Annotated in this window: 14 protein-coding genes and 1 tRNA gene; 6 read left to right on the top strand and 9 right to left on the bottom strand. The window is 61.9% G+C overall.

Translation table 11 applies throughout. The annotated features are described in order from the left end of the window. The first annotated feature begins 79 nt into the window (after window positions 1-79). Complete coding sequence (locus tag L598_RS06075; RefSeq protein ID WP_144861077.1) at window positions 80-307, top strand: DUF1674 domain-containing protein; 228 nt, start codon at window positions 80-82, stop codon at window positions 305-307. 69 nt (window positions 308-376) lie between these two features. Here the strand turns inward: L598_RS06075 and rpsP are convergent, their stop codons facing one another. From rpsP to L598_RS06095, 4 genes are all read right to left on the bottom strand, one after another. Then, window positions 377-805 carry a 30S ribosomal protein S16 gene (gene rpsP / locus L598_RS06080; RefSeq protein WP_144861078.1) on the bottom strand — a complete coding sequence of 143 codons (429 nt, stop codon included), beginning with the start codon at window positions 803-805 and terminating at the stop codon, window positions 377-379. A 32-nt stretch (window positions 806-837) separates the two neighbouring features. Then, entirely contained in the window at window positions 838-1,167 is a 330-nt protein-coding gene (locus L598_RS06085; protein ID WP_144861079.1) for a chorismate mutase, read from the bottom strand. A gap of 13 nt (window positions 1,168-1,180) precedes the next feature. After that, window positions 1,181-2,755 (bottom strand): signal recognition particle protein, encoded by a 1,575-nt coding sequence (ffh, locus tag L598_RS06090; RefSeq protein WP_144861080.1) that lies wholly within the window; start codon window positions 2,753-2,755, stop codon window positions 1,181-1,183. Between the two features lie 285 nt (window positions 2,756-3,040). Then, window positions 3,041-3,682, bottom strand: a complete 642-nt coding sequence (locus L598_RS06095) for a DUF1236 domain-containing protein (RefSeq protein WP_144861081.1) — start codon at window positions 3,680-3,682, stop codon at window positions 3,041-3,043. 208 nt (window positions 3,683-3,890) lie between these two features. On the opposite strand from L598_RS06095, the gene L598_RS06100 reads away from it, so the two are divergent. Beyond that, on the top strand, window positions 3,891-4,706 hold the full coding sequence (locus L598_RS06100; protein WP_144861082.1) for a lytic murein transglycosylase: 816 nt from the start codon (window positions 3,891-3,893) through the stop codon (window positions 4,704-4,706). A gap of 130 nt (window positions 4,707-4,836) precedes the next feature. On the opposite strand, the gene L598_RS06105 is transcribed toward L598_RS06100, so the two are convergent. After that, a complete protein-coding gene (locus L598_RS06105; protein ID WP_144861083.1) occupies window positions 4,837-6,060 on the bottom strand; it encodes an argininosuccinate synthase in 1,224 nt (407 codons plus the stop codon). A 254-nt stretch (window positions 6,061-6,314) separates the two neighbouring features. After that, window positions 6,315-6,389 (bottom strand) — tRNA-Gly (locus L598_RS06110). 239 nt (window positions 6,390-6,628) lie between these two features. On the opposite strand from L598_RS06110, the gene L598_RS06115 reads away from it, so the two are divergent. The 4 genes from L598_RS06115 (at window position 6,629) to L598_RS06130 (ending at window position 9,198) form a co-directional block, all read left to right on the top strand. Further along, window positions 6,629-7,126: a prolyl-tRNA synthetase associated domain-containing protein gene (locus L598_RS06115; RefSeq protein WP_144861084.1), complete on the top strand. Its 498-nt coding sequence runs from the start codon at window positions 6,629-6,631 to the stop codon at window positions 7,124-7,126. 83 nt (window positions 7,127-7,209) lie between these two features. Beyond that, window positions 7,210-8,199: a thioredoxin gene (gene trxA / locus L598_RS06120; protein WP_144861085.1), complete on the top strand. Its 990-nt coding sequence runs from the start codon at window positions 7,210-7,212 to the stop codon at window positions 8,197-8,199. 76 nt (window positions 8,200-8,275) lie between these two features. Beyond that, a complete protein-coding gene (locus L598_RS06125; RefSeq protein ID WP_144861297.1) occupies window positions 8,276-8,947 on the top strand; it encodes an LON peptidase substrate-binding domain-containing protein in 672 nt (223 codons plus the stop codon). A 26-nt stretch (window positions 8,948-8,973) separates the two neighbouring features. Then, the gene (locus tag L598_RS06130; RefSeq protein WP_144861086.1) at window positions 8,974-9,198 is read left to right on the top strand and encodes a Trm112 family protein; all 225 of its coding nucleotides are present in this window, start codon (window positions 8,974-8,976) and stop codon (window positions 9,196-9,198) included. Between the two features lie 52 nt (window positions 9,199-9,250). On the opposite strand, the gene L598_RS06135 is transcribed toward L598_RS06130, so the two are convergent. From L598_RS06135 to L598_RS21715, 3 genes are read right to left on the bottom strand one after another with little or no spacing between them, the layout of a single operon-like run. Further along, on the bottom strand, window positions 9,251-12,649 hold the full coding sequence (locus L598_RS06135; protein ID WP_246658650.1) for an error-prone DNA polymerase: 3,399 nt from the start codon (window positions 12,647-12,649) through the stop codon (window positions 9,251-9,253). Further along, window positions 12,646-14,250 (bottom strand): DNA polymerase Y family protein, encoded by a 1,605-nt coding sequence (locus tag L598_RS06140; protein ID WP_246658661.1) that lies wholly within the window; start codon window positions 14,248-14,250, stop codon window positions 12,646-12,648. The genes L598_RS06135 and L598_RS06140 overlap by 4 nt, the downstream gene beginning before the upstream one ends. Then, window positions 14,132-15,130, bottom strand: a complete 999-nt coding sequence (locus tag L598_RS21715; protein ID WP_246658651.1) for a hypothetical protein — start codon at window positions 15,128-15,130, stop codon at window positions 14,132-14,134. The genes L598_RS06140 and L598_RS21715 overlap by 119 nt, the downstream gene beginning before the upstream one ends. Window positions 15,131-15,141 lie beyond the last annotated feature (11 nt).

Here is a 15,141-nt window from a genome sequence, read left to right on the forward strand (position 1 = left end):
CGGTCGATCTGCGCGAAACGATCGCTTATATGATGGGAAAGAGCGAAGAATCTTTCAATGATCAGCATGGGCGACATCCGTGACAAAAAACCTCGCCGAAGAACCAGGTATTGATGCGTCAGCTCCGCAGCGGCGGTTCGAGGATCTGCCGCCGCCGGCTCAACGCGCCCTCAAGGAGGCGGAAGCCCGGCGCAAGACATATGAGAACCGGGTCGCAGCTCTGCCGAAGGAGGTCGGCGGACGCAAGGGCACCGAGCCGGCGCGTTACGGCGACTGGGAAGTGAAAGGCATCGCTACCGATTTCTGAGATGCTGCGCCTGCAAAGAAAAAGGCAGGCGCGTGAGCCTGCCTTTTTGCCGGATATTGGTCGATCCGCTCAGGAAGCGGCTTCCTCGGCCGCAGGCTCTGCAGGCTCTTCGCTTGGAGCATTGGCGGCCGCCGCTTCCTCCTCGGCCTTCTTCGCGGCTGCTTCTTCCTCGGCCTGCCTGGCGGCGGCGATACGCTCCTGTGCCTTCTTGCCGGGCTCGGCCTTCTTGGGATTGTTGCGGGTATCGCGCTTGGCGATGCCGGCCTGATCGAGGAAGCGCAGCACGCGGTCGGTCGGCAGCGCGCCATTCGACAGCCAGTGCTGGATGCGTTCTTCGTTCAGCTTCACGCGCTCGGCGTCCTTGGGCAGCATCGGGTTCCAGGAGCCCAGCTGCTCGATGAAGCGGCCGTCGCGCGGCGCGCGGACATCGGCCACGACGATATGGTAATAGGGACGCTTCTTGGAGCCCGCGCGGGCCAGACGGATTTTCAGTGCCATTTCTTTCTCCTGTTCGTGAAATCCGTTGAGATTCAGTCTTTGTTGTCGGAACCGCCGTTTTCGGCGGCGATCTGTTCGTGATGGCGGATGACCTCGCGGATCACGAAGTTCAGGAACTTCTCCGCGAAATCGGGGTCGAGATTTGCTTCGTTGGCGAGGCGGCGAAGCCGGGCGATCTGGTGCTGCTCGCGGGCCGGATCGGCCGGCGGCAGTCCGTAGGTCGCCTTGAGATGACCGACGGCCTTGGTGCAGCGGAAACGTTCGGCGAGCATATGGATGAGGGCGGCGTCGATATTGTCTATCGATGCCCGCAGTTCCGATAATACCTGTTTCGCATTCCCTGCGTCGGTCACATCCTGCATTCCGTCCTCCCGCTCACTTCTTCTTAGGCAGACCAGGCAAACCGCCGCCGAGACCGGGCAAGCCGGCACCCGGACCGGGAAGCCCCGGCAAGCCGCCCGGCAGGCCCTTCATGCCCTGGCCGAGACCCGCCGCCTGCGCCTGTTTCTGCAGGGCTTCGAGCTGCTTGGGGTCCATTTTCGACAGATCCGGCAGGCCACCCATCATGCCCCCCGGGCCTCCGAGTCCACCCAATCCCATCTTCTGCGCCATGCCGCCCATGAGGCTGCGCATCATGCCGCCGCCTTTGCCCTTGCCGCCCATCGCCTTCATCATGTCGGCCATCTGGCGGTGCATCTTCAGGAGCTTGTTGATCTGCGCTGCGTCGGTGCCGGAGCCAGCGGCGATACGCTTTTTGCGGCTGTGCTTGAGGATGTCGGGATTGGCCCGTTCCTGCTTCGTCATGGAAGAGATGATGGCGAGCTGGCGAGCGAACATCTTGTCGTCCAGGCCGGCAGCGGCGATCTGATCCTTCATCTTTGCCATGCCGGGCATCAGGCCCATGATGCCGCCCATGCCCCCCATCTTCTGCATCTGGCGGAGCTGATCGGCGAGGTCGTCGAGGTCGAACTTGCCGGCCTGCATCTTTTTCGCCATCGCCGCGGCCTTCTCCGCGTCGATGGTCTCGGCCGCCTTCTCCACCAGGCTGACAATGTCGCCCATGCCGAGGATGCGGTCGGCGATCCGCTTGGGATGGAACTCCTCCAGCGCATCCATCTTCTCGCCGGTACCGATGAGCTTGATCGGCTTGCCCGTGACGGCGCGCATGGAAAGGGCCGCACCGCCGCGGCCGTCGCCGTCCATGCGGGTCAATACGAGGCCGGTGATACCGACGCGCTCGTCGAAGCTCTTGGCGAGGTTCACCGCGTCCTGGCCGGTCAGCGAATCGGCGACCAGCAGGATCTCGTGCGGGTTCGAGGAGCGCTTGATGTCGGCCATCTCGGCCATCAGCGGCTCGTCGATATGGGTGCGGCCGGCCGTATCGAGGATGACGACGTCATGACCGCCGAGCTTCGCCGCCTGCACGGCGCGGCGGGCGATATCGACCGGGCCCTGGTTCGGGACGATCGGCAGCGTGGCAATGGAAACCTGTTCGCCGATCTGTCGAAGCTGCTCCTGCGCGGCGGGACGGCGCGTGTCGAGCGAGGCCATCAGGACCTTCTTGCCCTGGCGCTCCGAAAGCCGCCTGGCGATCTTGCCCGTGGTGGTCGTCTTGCCCGATCCCTGCAGGCCGACCATCATGATCACGACCGGAGCCAGCGCATTGAGGTCGATGGTCTCGCCCTCGCTGCCCAGCATCTCGACAAGCTCGTCATGAACGATCTTGACGACCATCTGGCCGGGCTTGACAGATTTGAGAAGCGCCGCTCCGATGGCTTTCTCCCGCACGCGGTCGGTGAAGGAGCGCACCACCTCCAACGCCACGTCGGCCTCGATCAAGGCCCGGCGCACCTCGCGCAGCGCGGCCGAGACATCGGCCTCCGAAAGTGCGCCGCGCCCGGTCAGCCCGTTCAGGATGGAGCCAAGGCGCTCCTGCAGTGATTCAAACATTCCGCTTCCTCTTTCCCGAGTCTCGACCCGAGAGGTAGTGCCCTGCGACCAGCGATCCAAGCAATCGCCAAAACCAAAAAGCACCCGGGGGCGCATCGCGCTGCCGGGTGTTGACCTCCGGGATCGTCCTCCTCCTTGGCGAGAAGCGTCCCGGTCGGCGGCTCGGAGTCTCAAACTCGTCGCTGAATTTCGGGCTGGATAAACAGGAAAAGCAGGAAGAAGTCAACCTTGCCCCGTCGGACGGGAGGTGAGCCCGACGGGAGCAAGCCGATGATTGCCAGCTTGTTATTGCCGGACCACATAGACGATGCGGCGCGACTGGGGCTCGATCAGAACCGGCTGACCGTTCACATAGGAGTAACGGTACTGGTAGTCGGGGATTTCGCGCATGACGACCGTTTCCGGTACGCTGGCGCCGACCACCACCTCACCATCGAGATAGACGGGATCCACCTCGTTGGACGTTATATAGGTGCGAACCTCCGGCGGTGGTGCCGCAACCGGTTCCACCATGACGTCCGAAGAACGGCCGATCAGCGTGCCGGAAGCCACCGAGCCATCGGCCCGGCCGACCAGGACGTCGCCGGTCGAGGAGGTCGATTCATAAGTGACAAGCGGAACCGCCTCGGCAGGCCGCTCGGTGACGATGACCTGCCGGCTGTCGAATGTGGCGGTCAGATAGTCGGAATAGGCCCAGCCTTCCACGCCGCCGGCATTGACCCGGCACCATTTGCTGCCTTCGATGCAGCCGTCCAGCGTGGCCTCTCCCGAGGCGCCGATGACGCCGACGACCGGATATTGCGGGCCCGGACCAGAGCGGATATTGAGATCTGCCGTTGCGGTTACGGCCGTCTGAGCGGAGGCCGCACCGGTCAGGGCCATAAGCGCCGCCGCAGCGGCTGTGGCTTTGAGGAAATGCGTTGTCATGGATGTTCTCCATCTGAATGCCCTTCGGCAGCTAAAACGGGACCGGATGGCTTTCGTTCCGAGCAAGACGACGGGACAGATGGTCCGGGAGAAAGAGATCGCGGACCGGCCGCAGAGGTTGTATCGGTTGAAAAGTACAATCCGCCGGGAGAAATCTTAAGGTTTTGACGGTATGATCCGAAGATATCGAGCTATCGTGGAGAGCAGCATGGCAGTGCGATTCAAGGCATCGCTCCTGGCCGCATCAATTATATCATTGTTTCTGGCACCTTCCGCCTTGGCGGCACCGCAATGCGGCAACAACTCCGCCGGGTTCGAGAACTGGAAAGCGGCCTTCATCCAGCAGGCCGCCAGCCGGGGCGTAGGCGAAAGGGCGCTGAGCGCGCTGGCAGAAACGCGCTATGCAAGCAAAACGATCGCCGCCGACCGCGGCCAGAAAAGCTTCAAGCTCTCGCTTTCCCAATTCATGCAGAAGCGCGGCGCCAATGCGATCACGTCGCGCGGCAAAAGCATGAAGAAGCAATATGCGTCACTTTTTGAAGGAATCGAGCGCCGCTATGGCGTTCCGGCTGGACCGCTGATCGCCATCTGGGGCATGGAAACCGCATTCGGCGGCTTCATGGGCAACCAGAACATCCTGTCGGCGGTGGCCACGCTCGCTTATGACTGCCGGCGAAGCGAATTCTTCACCGAACATCTCTATTCCGCTCTGGCTCTGATAGAGCGGGGATCGCTCAGCCCGTCGGCGATCGGTGCGGCGCATGGCGAAATCGGCCAGACCCAGTTCCTGCCGGGCAATGCCCTGAAATATGGCGTGGATGGCGACGGCGACGGCCGCGTCGACATGATCCGTTCGAAAGCGGATGCGCTCGCCTCCACTGCCAATTTCCTGCGCGCCCACGGATGGCGTCCCGGTGCCGGCTACCAGCCGGGAGAGCCGAATTTCAGAGCTCTCCAGGGCTGGAACGCGGCCAGCGTCTATCAGCAGGCGATTGCCATCATCGGGGCGGAGATCGACGGCTGAGGCACTCTCGGCACGCCTTGGCAGCCAGGATGCGCCGCAAAAACCTGGCGTTGGCCTCGAAACAGGGCCTTCTGCGCGAAGGAGCGGAGGTTGTTCCTGTCGTCTGCCCGCTGGAGCCGCAGTGCGTCGTTCAGTCCTTACGCTTACGCGCGGCGAGCGTGCGCAGCCGAAGCGCGTTCAGGCGGATGAAGCCTTCGGCGTCTTTCTGGTCATAGGCTCCGCGATCGTCCTCGAAGGTGACAAGCGCGTCGGAATAGAGAGACTTGTCGGAGCGGCGGCCCGTCACGATGACATTGCCCTTGTAGAGTTTCAGACGTACTTCGCCTTCGACATCCTCCTGGCTCTTGTCGATCAGCGCCTGCAGCATCTCGCGCTCCGGCGAGAACCAGAAGCCGTTATAGATCAGCTCCGCATAGCGCGGCATAAGCTCGTCCTTGAGATGCGCGGCCCCACGGTCGAGCGTGATCGATTCCATAGCGCGATGCGCCGCGATGAGTATCGTGCCGCCCGGGGTCTCGTAGACGCCCCGGGACTTCATGCCGACGAAGCGGTTTTCGACAAGATCGATGCGGCCGATACCGTTGTCGCGACCGAGATCGTTAAGCTTCTTGAAAAGCGTGGCGGGCGACATTTCCTTGCCATCCAGCGCGACCGGGTCCCCCTTCCTAAAGGTGATGGCGATTTCCGTCACCGCGTCGGGCGCCTCCATCGGCGAAATGGTGCGCTGATGGACATATTCAGGAGGTTCCTGCCAAGGATCCTCAAGCACTTTGCCCTCCGAGGAGGAGTGAAGCAGGTTCGCGTCGACCGAGAAGGGCGCTTCGCCCTTCTTGTCCTTCGTCACCTGGATCTGATGCTGTTCGGCAAAATTGATGAGATCGGTGCGTGACTTGAACGACCAGTCGCGCCATGGCGCGATCACCTTGATATCGGGATTGAGCGCATAGGCCGAAAGCTCGAACCGCACCTGATCATTGCCTTTGCCGGTCGCTCCATGGGCGATGGCGTCGGCTCCCGTTTCGGCGGCGATTTCGACCAGCCGCTTCGATATCAGCGGCCGCGCAATGGAAGTGCCGAGCAGATAGGTACCCTCGTAAAGCGCATTGGCACGGAACATCGGGAAGACGAAATCGCGGATGAACTCCTCACGAAGATCCTCGATATAGATTTCCTTGATGCCCAGCTGTTCGGCCTTGCGTCGTGCAGGCTCGAGTTCATCGCCCTGGCCGAGATCGGCGGTAAAAGTGACGACCTCTGCACCGAGTTCCGTCTGCAGCCATTTCAGGATGATCGAGGTATCGAGGCCGCCCGAATAGGCGAGAACGACCTTCTTGACGTCTTTCCATTTCGACATTTGCTGATCCGCGTAAAGCTTGCACCGCCTCCGCAGGCGGCGTTTCGGGCGGCACTTTTAGCAGGAATGCCGAAGCGGGCAAGGGCAGTGCCCCCGCTTAGACGGTATTCGGCGCGTCAGCGTGATGCACACGATCTGGGATATATCTGGAGCAGGGAACCTTGCAGACCATCGACGACCCGTTCGGCACCAGGTTGTCACCCATGTCTTAGGGACAATCTGTTACCCATGTCTCCGGGCCGTACATTGGAAACTGGAGCGGGCGAAGGGATTCGAACCCTCGACCCCAACCTTGGCAAGGTTGTGCTCTACCCCTGAGCTACACCCGCTCGCGCGGCCATCGACCGCAAGCGGCGCTTATATGGCCGAACTGGCGGGCGAATGCAACAGGGAAATATTCTCTTGCGGTTTCCGTTTTGAGACAGCGCCAATCGATTGCCAGGGTGCGCGGATGGCAGCCGCCGGCAATCGGGCGTTCGGGCCTGAAAAATTCTTGCCGGGCTTGCAAATCCCCTGTCGCGGCAATTAGACGGGATAAAAACATTCTTCTCACTATTGCACGGAATCCATGCCGAAATCCCCAGACGAACTGTTCGCCTTTCTTGCCGATCTCGGCATAACGGTGAAGACCGTCAACCATCCGCCTCTCTTCACAGTAGCCGATTCCCAGGCTCTGCGCGGCGAGATCGATGGCGGCCACACCAAGAACCTGTTCCTGAAGGACAAGAAAGACAATTTCTTCCTTGTCACCGTGGAGGAGGACGCAGTGGTCGACCTGAAGTCGATCCACAACCTTATAGGAGCCGCTGGCCGCGTCTCCTTCGGCAAGCCCGAAAGGCTGGCGGAGCTTCTCGGTGTGGCGCCGGGCTCCGTAACGGTCCTCGGAGCCATCAACGATCACGAAAAACGGGTGAAGATTATATTGGACGAAAAGCTCATGCAGCATGATCTGATCAATGCCCATCCGCTTACCAATGAGGCGACGACGACCATTGCAAGAGACGATCTCCTGCGCTTTCTGGAGGCGACCGGACACCATCCGATGATCTTGAAACTGTCGTCATAATGGCCACATTCTGGTCTTTTAGCGGGCGTCGGGGAATCCATGGCGCCAGACCCCGGCAGCCGGCACATTCGGAAGAGAAGAATATGAGCAACCAGGACAACCCCTATGCGATCGGCGGCGGCCAATATGTTGCGAGCGCCGAAACCGGCGGAAAGCCGGCGACGGCCGGCTTCTCGCTGGGCGGTGCGGAAGCTGCCGCCGCACCTGCTCCGATCAAGGACACGACCACAGCGAGCTTTGCCGCCGACGTTATCGAGGAATCGCGCAAGCAGCCGGTCCTGGTCGATTTCTGGGCACCCTGGTGCGGACCATGCAAGCAATTGGCGCCGGCGCTGGAGAAGGTGGTCGCCGAGGCCGGCGGCAGGGTCAGGCTCGTCAAGATGAACATCGATGATCATCCGGCTATTGCCGGCCAGCTGGGGATACAATCAATCCCGGCCGTCATCGCCTTCAAGAACGGGCAGCCCGTCGACGGCTTCATGGGCGCCATTCCCGAGAGCCAGATCCGCGAATTCGTCAACCGGGTGGCCGGCGACAGTGGCAAGGACGAAATCGCCGAGGCGATCGCGGCGGCAGCACAGGCTCGCCAGGAGGGCGATGACCAGACGGCGGCCCAGATCTATTCGGCTATTCTCCAGCAGGCACCCGACAATGTCGATGCTCTGGCCGGGCTTGCCGACATTCTTTTCGAGGCCGGCCAGGCGGACCGCGCCCGCGAAATTCTCGATAGGGCTCCGGAGGCCGGAAGGGATGCCGCCCCGATAGCGGCCGTCAGGGCCAAACTGGCGCTGGCGGAACAGGTGGCCGGCCTGGGCGATGCGAAGGAACTTGAAGCGCGGCTCGCAGCCAATTCGAAAGACCACCAGGCTCGCTTCGATCTCGCCCTGATCCAGAACGCCCGTGGAATGCGCGAAGAGGCGGCGGACAATCTGCTTGCCATCATAAAGGCGGATCGAGCCTGGCAGGACGATGCTGCGCGAACCCAGCTCCTTAAATTCTTCGATGCCTGGGGACAGGCGGACGAAGCAACCCTGGCGGCACGCCGAAAACTGTCCTCTATATTGTTTTCCTGACCGCGATCCTTCGGGCGATTGAGTTTTCGGAGGACTGCGCCACCTATAGGATGAGGTGAGGACGGAGGCAGGCGCAGTGCAGGCAGGCAATGCCCATTACAGGCGAGCGGCGGATTTACCCGAGACCATACCTGTTTTCCCTTTGTCGGAAGCAATTCTGCTTCCCGGCGGCCGCATGCCGCTCAATATTTTCGAGCCGCGCTATCTGGAAATGATCGACAAAGCCCTGGCGGGGTCCCGCGTCATTGGCATGATCCAGCCCCGGCTGGACGACAGCCGGTTGCCGAACGGCGAGCCGGAGATTTGCGAGGTGGGTTGCGCGGGCCGCATAGTCTCCCTGGCCGAAACCGGCGACGGACGCTACCTGATTTCGCTTAACGGGATTTGCCGCTTCCGGGTTATCGAGGAATTGAAGGTCCGCACGCCATACAGGCAATGTCGGGTGGTGCCTTTTGAGACCGATCTGCATGAGGATTCCGCTCCCGTCGATATTGATCGTCCGGCTCTTCTGAGGGCTTTCCGAGCCTATCTGGAAGCAAATGATCTCGAGGCGGATTGGGACAGCGTCAGCCGGGCGGAGAATGCAATATTGGTCAATGCCCTTTCCATGATGGCTCCTTTCGGGGCGGCGGAGAAGCAGGCGCTTCTGGAGGCGGCAGATCTCAAGGCGCGCGCCGAGACCCTGATCGCGATTGCTGAAATAGTGTTGGCGCGCGGCGACGATGATTTCGCGCACAAGCTGCAGTGAAGCTCTAAAGATCGGCGGGGTGAGCAATGGTGAAGGAAAGCCGCAGCGCATATGGGCTTACGGATCCGAAGCTCCTGGAACTGCTCGTCTGCCCTTTGACCAAGAGTCCGTTACGGTTTGACAAAGAGCGGGGGGAGCTCGTGTCCAAGGCAGCGCGTCTTGCATATCCCATCCGGGACGGCATACCGATCATGCTGGTATCCGAAGCGCGGCAGATCGAGGATGAGTCACCCGCGCGCCCGCAGCCGTGAGCGCGGCATCTGCCTGGCCAGTGGCGAGGGGCGAGACAGCAGCTTACCCACTCTACTGGAAATTGCGTCCCTTCGGCATGACGCTTCCAACCTTTTGCGACAGCGTCGCCAGGTCCCGGCCGGTCGATGGGGGCTGCTTTTGCCGGCTGGCGGAATCTCCGCCGGCATGGTTGCTATCGGCAGCCTCTTCGAGCAGCACCGCCAGCCAGGCCGTCAGGTCCTCGATCTTCTCGGCGACAATATGGATCACGCCCGATTCCGATTGCAGCTTGCCGGTCACACGGACGAAACGCGCACCCATGATGACGGACCGGTAGCGTTCGAAGGTTCTTTTCCAGAAAATGATGTTGGCGATGGCTTTCTCATCCTCCAGCGTAAGAAAAATGGCATTGCCGTTGCCTGGCCGCTGCCGCACGAGGACAAGCCCGGCGACGGTCACGCGCCTGCCGTCCGGCATGGAAGAGAGGAACGCGTTCGGAATGACCCCCGAGCGGTCGAGGCGCGGACGCAGGAAGCTTACCGGATGCGCCTTGAGCGACAGGCCGAGCGCGCGATAGTCGTGGATCACATGTTCCCCGAGTGGCATCGAAGGGAGCTTCGTTTCTGGCTCCAGTTCGCGCAAGCGCAGTGAAGGCCGGTCGAAAAGGGGAAGTTTTTCGGCGGCGCTCTTCCCGTCGAGCGCGCGCACGGCCCACAGGGCGGCGCGGCGGTCGATGCGGAGGGAGCGGAAGGCGTCCGCTTGCGCCAGTCTCTCTATCTCATCGATGTCGAGGCCGGAACGAAGCCAGACATCACGGACAGAATCGTAACCGTCGCCGCGACGCCTCACGAATTCCTCCATCCTGTCTTCCGACAGGCCCTTTATCCGCCGGAAACCGAGCCTCACCGCATGCCTTGTGAGGATCACGTCCCGCATTTCGGCATGACGCGCGATGATGCGCTCCGGGTCGAAGGGTGCTTCCTCCAGCGTACAATCCCAGACGGAATGGTTGATGTCGACATCGCGGATTTCGACGCCGTGCTCCTGCGCGTCGCGTACGAGTTGGGCCGGTGCGTAAAACCCCATGGGCTGGGAATTGAGGATCGCCACGCAAAAGACGTCCGGATAGAAGGTCTTGAACCAGGAAGAAGCATAGACCAGGAGTGCGAAGGAGGCGGCATGGCTTTCAGGAAAGCCGTAGTCGCCGAAGCCCTCGATCTGCCTGAAGCAGCGCTCGGCGAAATCGCGTGGATATTCATTACCCACCATGCCTTCGATAAATTCCTCGCGCAGCTTGTCGATGGTCCCCATCCGGCGGAAAGTGGCCATGGCACGGCGCAATCTGTCGGCTTTGTCCGCCGAGAAGCCAGCAGCTTCGATGGCAATACTCATCGCCTGTTCCTGGAACAGAGGCACTCCCAGTGTTCTTTCGAGGATCTTTTCAAGGACAGGGCCGGGATATTCGACTTTCTCCTTCCCCATTCTTCGCCGAAGGTAAGGATGCACCATGTCGCCCTGGATCGGCCCCGGCCGCACGATGGCAACCTCAATGACCAGATCGTAGAATTCACGGGGCCTTAGCCGCGGCAGCATGGACATCTGCGCCCGGCTTTCCACTTGAAAGACACCGATCGTGTCGGCGCGGCAGATCATATCATAGACACGGGAATCCTCCTTGGGGATCGTATCCAGATCGACGATTGGCCGACCTCGCTCATTGCGAGCATCGTAATGTGCGCCGAGTAGATCGAAGGCGCGCTTCAGGCAGGAGAGCATGCCAAGCGCCAGCACATCGACCTTCAGAATGCTGACGGCGTCGAGATCGTCCTTGTCCCATTCGACCATCTTGCGCTCGTCCATGGCCGTCTTGACGATGGGGACGATCTCGTCGAGCCGGTCCTTGGTGATGACAAAGCCGCCGACATGCTGGGACAGGTGGCGAGGGCACTCCGTCTTCATGAGTTCGTTGGCGAGATTGATGACGTGAGCCTTCATCAGGTCGTCTCCGGAGATGCCGCCTACCTTCGCTTCTCTTTCTCCCAGTTTCTCCGACGACCATCCCCAGATCGATCCGGAAAGGGCGGCCCTTACATCCTCGGACAGGCCCATGGCCTTGGCCACCTCTCGGAGGGCTGAGCGGCCGCGATAGCTGACCACGGCGGCCGCGAGAGCGGTGCGCTTCTCGCTGTATTTCTCATAGATGTATCTGATGATCTCATCGCGCCGCTCATGCTCGAAATCGACATCGATATCCGGCGGCTCGTCGCGTTCCGTCGAGACGAAGCGCTCGAAGAGAACTTCCGTCAGATTGGGATCGACCTCGGTGATGCCGAGGCAGTAGCAGATTACCGAATTGGCGGCGGAGCCGCGTCCCTGGCACAGTATGCCGACTTCCTCCGAACGGGCGTAGCGGATGATGTCGTGCACGGTCAGAAAATACCGCGCGTATTTCTTCTCTCCGACGATCCCAAGCTCGTGGCGGATCAGGCCTGCTACCTTTTGCGGGATTCCGTCGGGATAACGGTTTCGGGCGCCTTCCCAGGTCAGCTTTTCCAGTTCCGTTTGCGGGTCCACGCCTTCTTCCGTGGTCTCGTCCGGATAGTTGTGTTTCAGCTCGCTTAGGGAAAACTTCAGTTCCTTCGCAAAGCACACCGTTTCCGCCAGCGCTTCCGGATAGCGGTGGAAAAGGCGAGCCATCTCGGCGGACGGCTTCATGTGGCGTTCGGCATTGGCCGCAAGCGCAAAGCCGGCCTCGGAAACAGGAGTATTGAGCCGGATCGCCGTCAGCACGTCCTGCAGCGGACGCCGCCCGGATGCATGGTAGAGGACATCATTGGTCGCCATCAGCGGCACGCCTGCTGCCATGGCCATACACGCCGCCTGCTCGATCCGGAACTGGTCATGGCCGCGATAATCCGGGGCGACGGCAAGCCGCAGGGCTTTGCCAAAGCGGTCCTTCAACCGACGAACAAATGCGAGTTCGTCTTCCGGGTGCTCCGTCAGTGCCGGAAGGACCGCGAGTGACATCAGGTCGCCCCACTCGAAAAGGTCCTCCAGATATAGAAACGGCGCGCCCTTCTCACTTTCCTCGCGCATATTCGCCTGGGTGAGCATGCGGCAGAGATGCCCCCATCCTTTCCGGTCCTGCGGGTAGGCGAGAATGTCCGGCGTGCTGTCGGCAAAGACCAGCCGGCAGCCCGGATGGTAGGGCAGGTATACCGGTCCGACAGATTTTTCCGGCTCGCCCTTGTTCTCGATGTGAATGAATTTCGACTGGCTCCACGCGCGCACGACGCCGGCGACCGTATTGCGATCGGCAAGCCCCATTCCCGCATGACCGAGGAGGCAGGCGGTCACGACCAGTTCCTCGGGCCTCGATGCTCCGCGCAGGAAGGAAAAATTCGACTGGACGCCGAATTCGATATAGGCGGGCTCGGTTGGCTCGCTGCGGGGCGGAAGCTGATCGCTCACGCGAACAGCCCGTGCAGGAACCAGCGCGGAGCTTTATCGGACATTCCGTAAAGACCTTGCCGGTAGAGCCAATATCGCCGCCCTTCGGTATCCTCGACCCGAAAATAATCCCGGGTAAGGCGCGCCGCTTCCATCGCGGCAACTCTGTTCCGGACTACTTCCGGATCCTCGCCATCCTTCACCTTGATTTTGGGGATGGTTTCCCGCCACCATTCCGCCGCGATGCGCTCCGGGCCTTCGGCGCGCACGACGCGATGCAAGGCGCGCCGCCAGCGGAAGTGGAGCGGCGGACCCTCCGGCACTTCGGTTGCAGGCACCTCGATCGGTTCGGGCGAGTGGAAGAGGCGGATGGGATGCTCAGGCCGGGAGACGGACAGTGGGACCGGATCTCTTGCCTTGCCCGGTTTTTTCGCGGCGCTGTTTTCCAGCTTCACCTCACGGGCAAAAGGCACCGTCAGGACGGCGCGCTCCGGCAGGTGGCTCTCGACGGTGACGGGCTTCAGGATTGCTTCTTCGCCGAGGCGGGCGCGTATGCGATCGGCAAAAAGCGCGATATCGGCATCGTCGTCATTCGCCTCGCCGACAAGGTCGGCTTGCCGGATCTCGAACGGAGCGGTGGAAAGCACGGCAAGACGGATGAGGTCGAAACCGAAGCCGACATCGAAATCCTGTCCGATCGCGGAAAGCTTCTCATGGAAGAGCTTTTGGATTACCGGCGGCTCCCGCAGGGGACGCGAGGTGCCGACGGCAATGCGGCTGACGGCGCCATCGGTCCGGAAGAGTATGAGGGCAAGCCTCCTTGCGCCCTCGCCGCGCTGCTCAAGCTGACTCTTGAGCGTCGTTGCGAGCGATTCCGTCACCAGTTGGACATGCTCGATCTGGGTTATGGGTTCGGCCAACTGCCGTTCGACCGAGAGAGGGGCAGCGGGCAGGCGCGGAGATATGGCTTCATCGAGCCGGCCAAGGGCCTGATCGAGACGCAAAAGCAGCGCCGCGCCGAAACGGCGGACGAGCGGCGAGCGGGGTGCGGCCATGACGGCTCCCGCGGTGCGCAGGCCGACACTTTCGAGACGGGTCCGGTTCTCCTGCTCGATGCGCAGCGCCGACAGGGGCAAAGGGCCAAGAAAGGCCTCTTCTTTGCCGGGAGCGACAATATGGTTGCCGGAAAACCGTGCCGCCGCCCATGCCGCGCCTGCCGTCGAGGCAATGCCGGCGCGTACGCCGAAGCCCTGATGGAAGAAACGCGACAGCATATCCTCCAGCATGGGCTTTTCGCCACCGAAGAGATGGGCGCAACCGGTTATGTCGAGAAACAGGCCATCGAGGCCGTCGAGGGCAACCAGAGGTGTGTAACGGTCGCACCAGTCCGCAAGGCTTTCGAGCAGGCGCCGGTCGGCGTCGGGATCGGCTTCCACGACCTCAATCGTGGGATGCATGGCACGTGCATCGGCTATCCCCATTCCGCGCTTCAAGGAAAGCGCCTCAGCCTGTTCGTCGAGAGCGGCGATGCGTAGGGCGTTCCTGTCGCGATGGCTGATGACGAGGGGCTTGTGCCGGGCCGGTCTGGAACGCCAGCACCGTCCCAGTCGCTGCCGCAGGATCCGCTCGGCCGAAAGATGCGGGAACCAAAGTGACAGGATTCTCTGTCCTTTGTTTCTCCCCGGTTCGTTCTTCGCTTCTTCTTTCTTCGAATGCGCGTTCATCGGGATTCCACTCCAATGTGAATTGTCCGGGCAGGGCGGTACGGCTCTTGCTGACCGCGACAGTGAAGGCGGGGCGGCCGATCGAGCCGGCGAGAGGCCCGATGATGGTTTGACGCGCTGCCGCCGAAGCAGGAGACACGACAAGACGACAGGGCGCGGCCGTCGGTTCGGCCAATGCTGCCTGGCGCAGCAGGAAAACCGGCCGCCCGCTATCCTGCGCCCGGTGATGCAGGCGGCGGGTGGCGGTGAGGTCCAGACGTTCCGGGTTGCCGCGGATTTCCAGGACGACGGCCGACAGGGCCTTCAGCCGAGCGGCTTCTTCGGCAACCCACAAGGCATCCTGGATTTTCGGCACCTCGGAAAAGAGAAGGGCTTCTGGATCAATGCCGAAAAAGGCGCGCAAGCCTCCCGCATAAGGAAAGCCGGCCTCGCTGAAGATTTCAGAGGTGCCGGCCCACAGCACCGGCGCTTCCGGCGGCGATGTCTTCAGAAGGAGACTGAGGAGAGCAAGCGCGAAACCTGCGACACATCCCGCATCACGGGTCTGGCCGCCGTGAATCTCCGTCAAGGCCGCTTTCGGCAGTCCGCCGCCCAAGGTCTCATCGAGGCGTCTGATCCCGCTGCGCAGCAGGGGATCGACCGCCATGCCGCCGCGCCGGATCACGGTGGCATCCCTGCCGTCCGGTGTCTCGAAACGCTCGGGGAGGATGCCTTCGATACGGGCGATTTCCCGGCGCAGGGCAAAAACAGTCTCCCGCGTCACGGCGAGCTTCGCCATGCCGACACTCC

This window comes from Mesorhizobium sp. J18, from assembly GCF_007829525.1.
In the GTDB taxonomy this organism is placed as follows: Bacteria; Pseudomonadota; Alphaproteobacteria; order Rhizobiales; family Rhizobiaceae; genus VLJP01.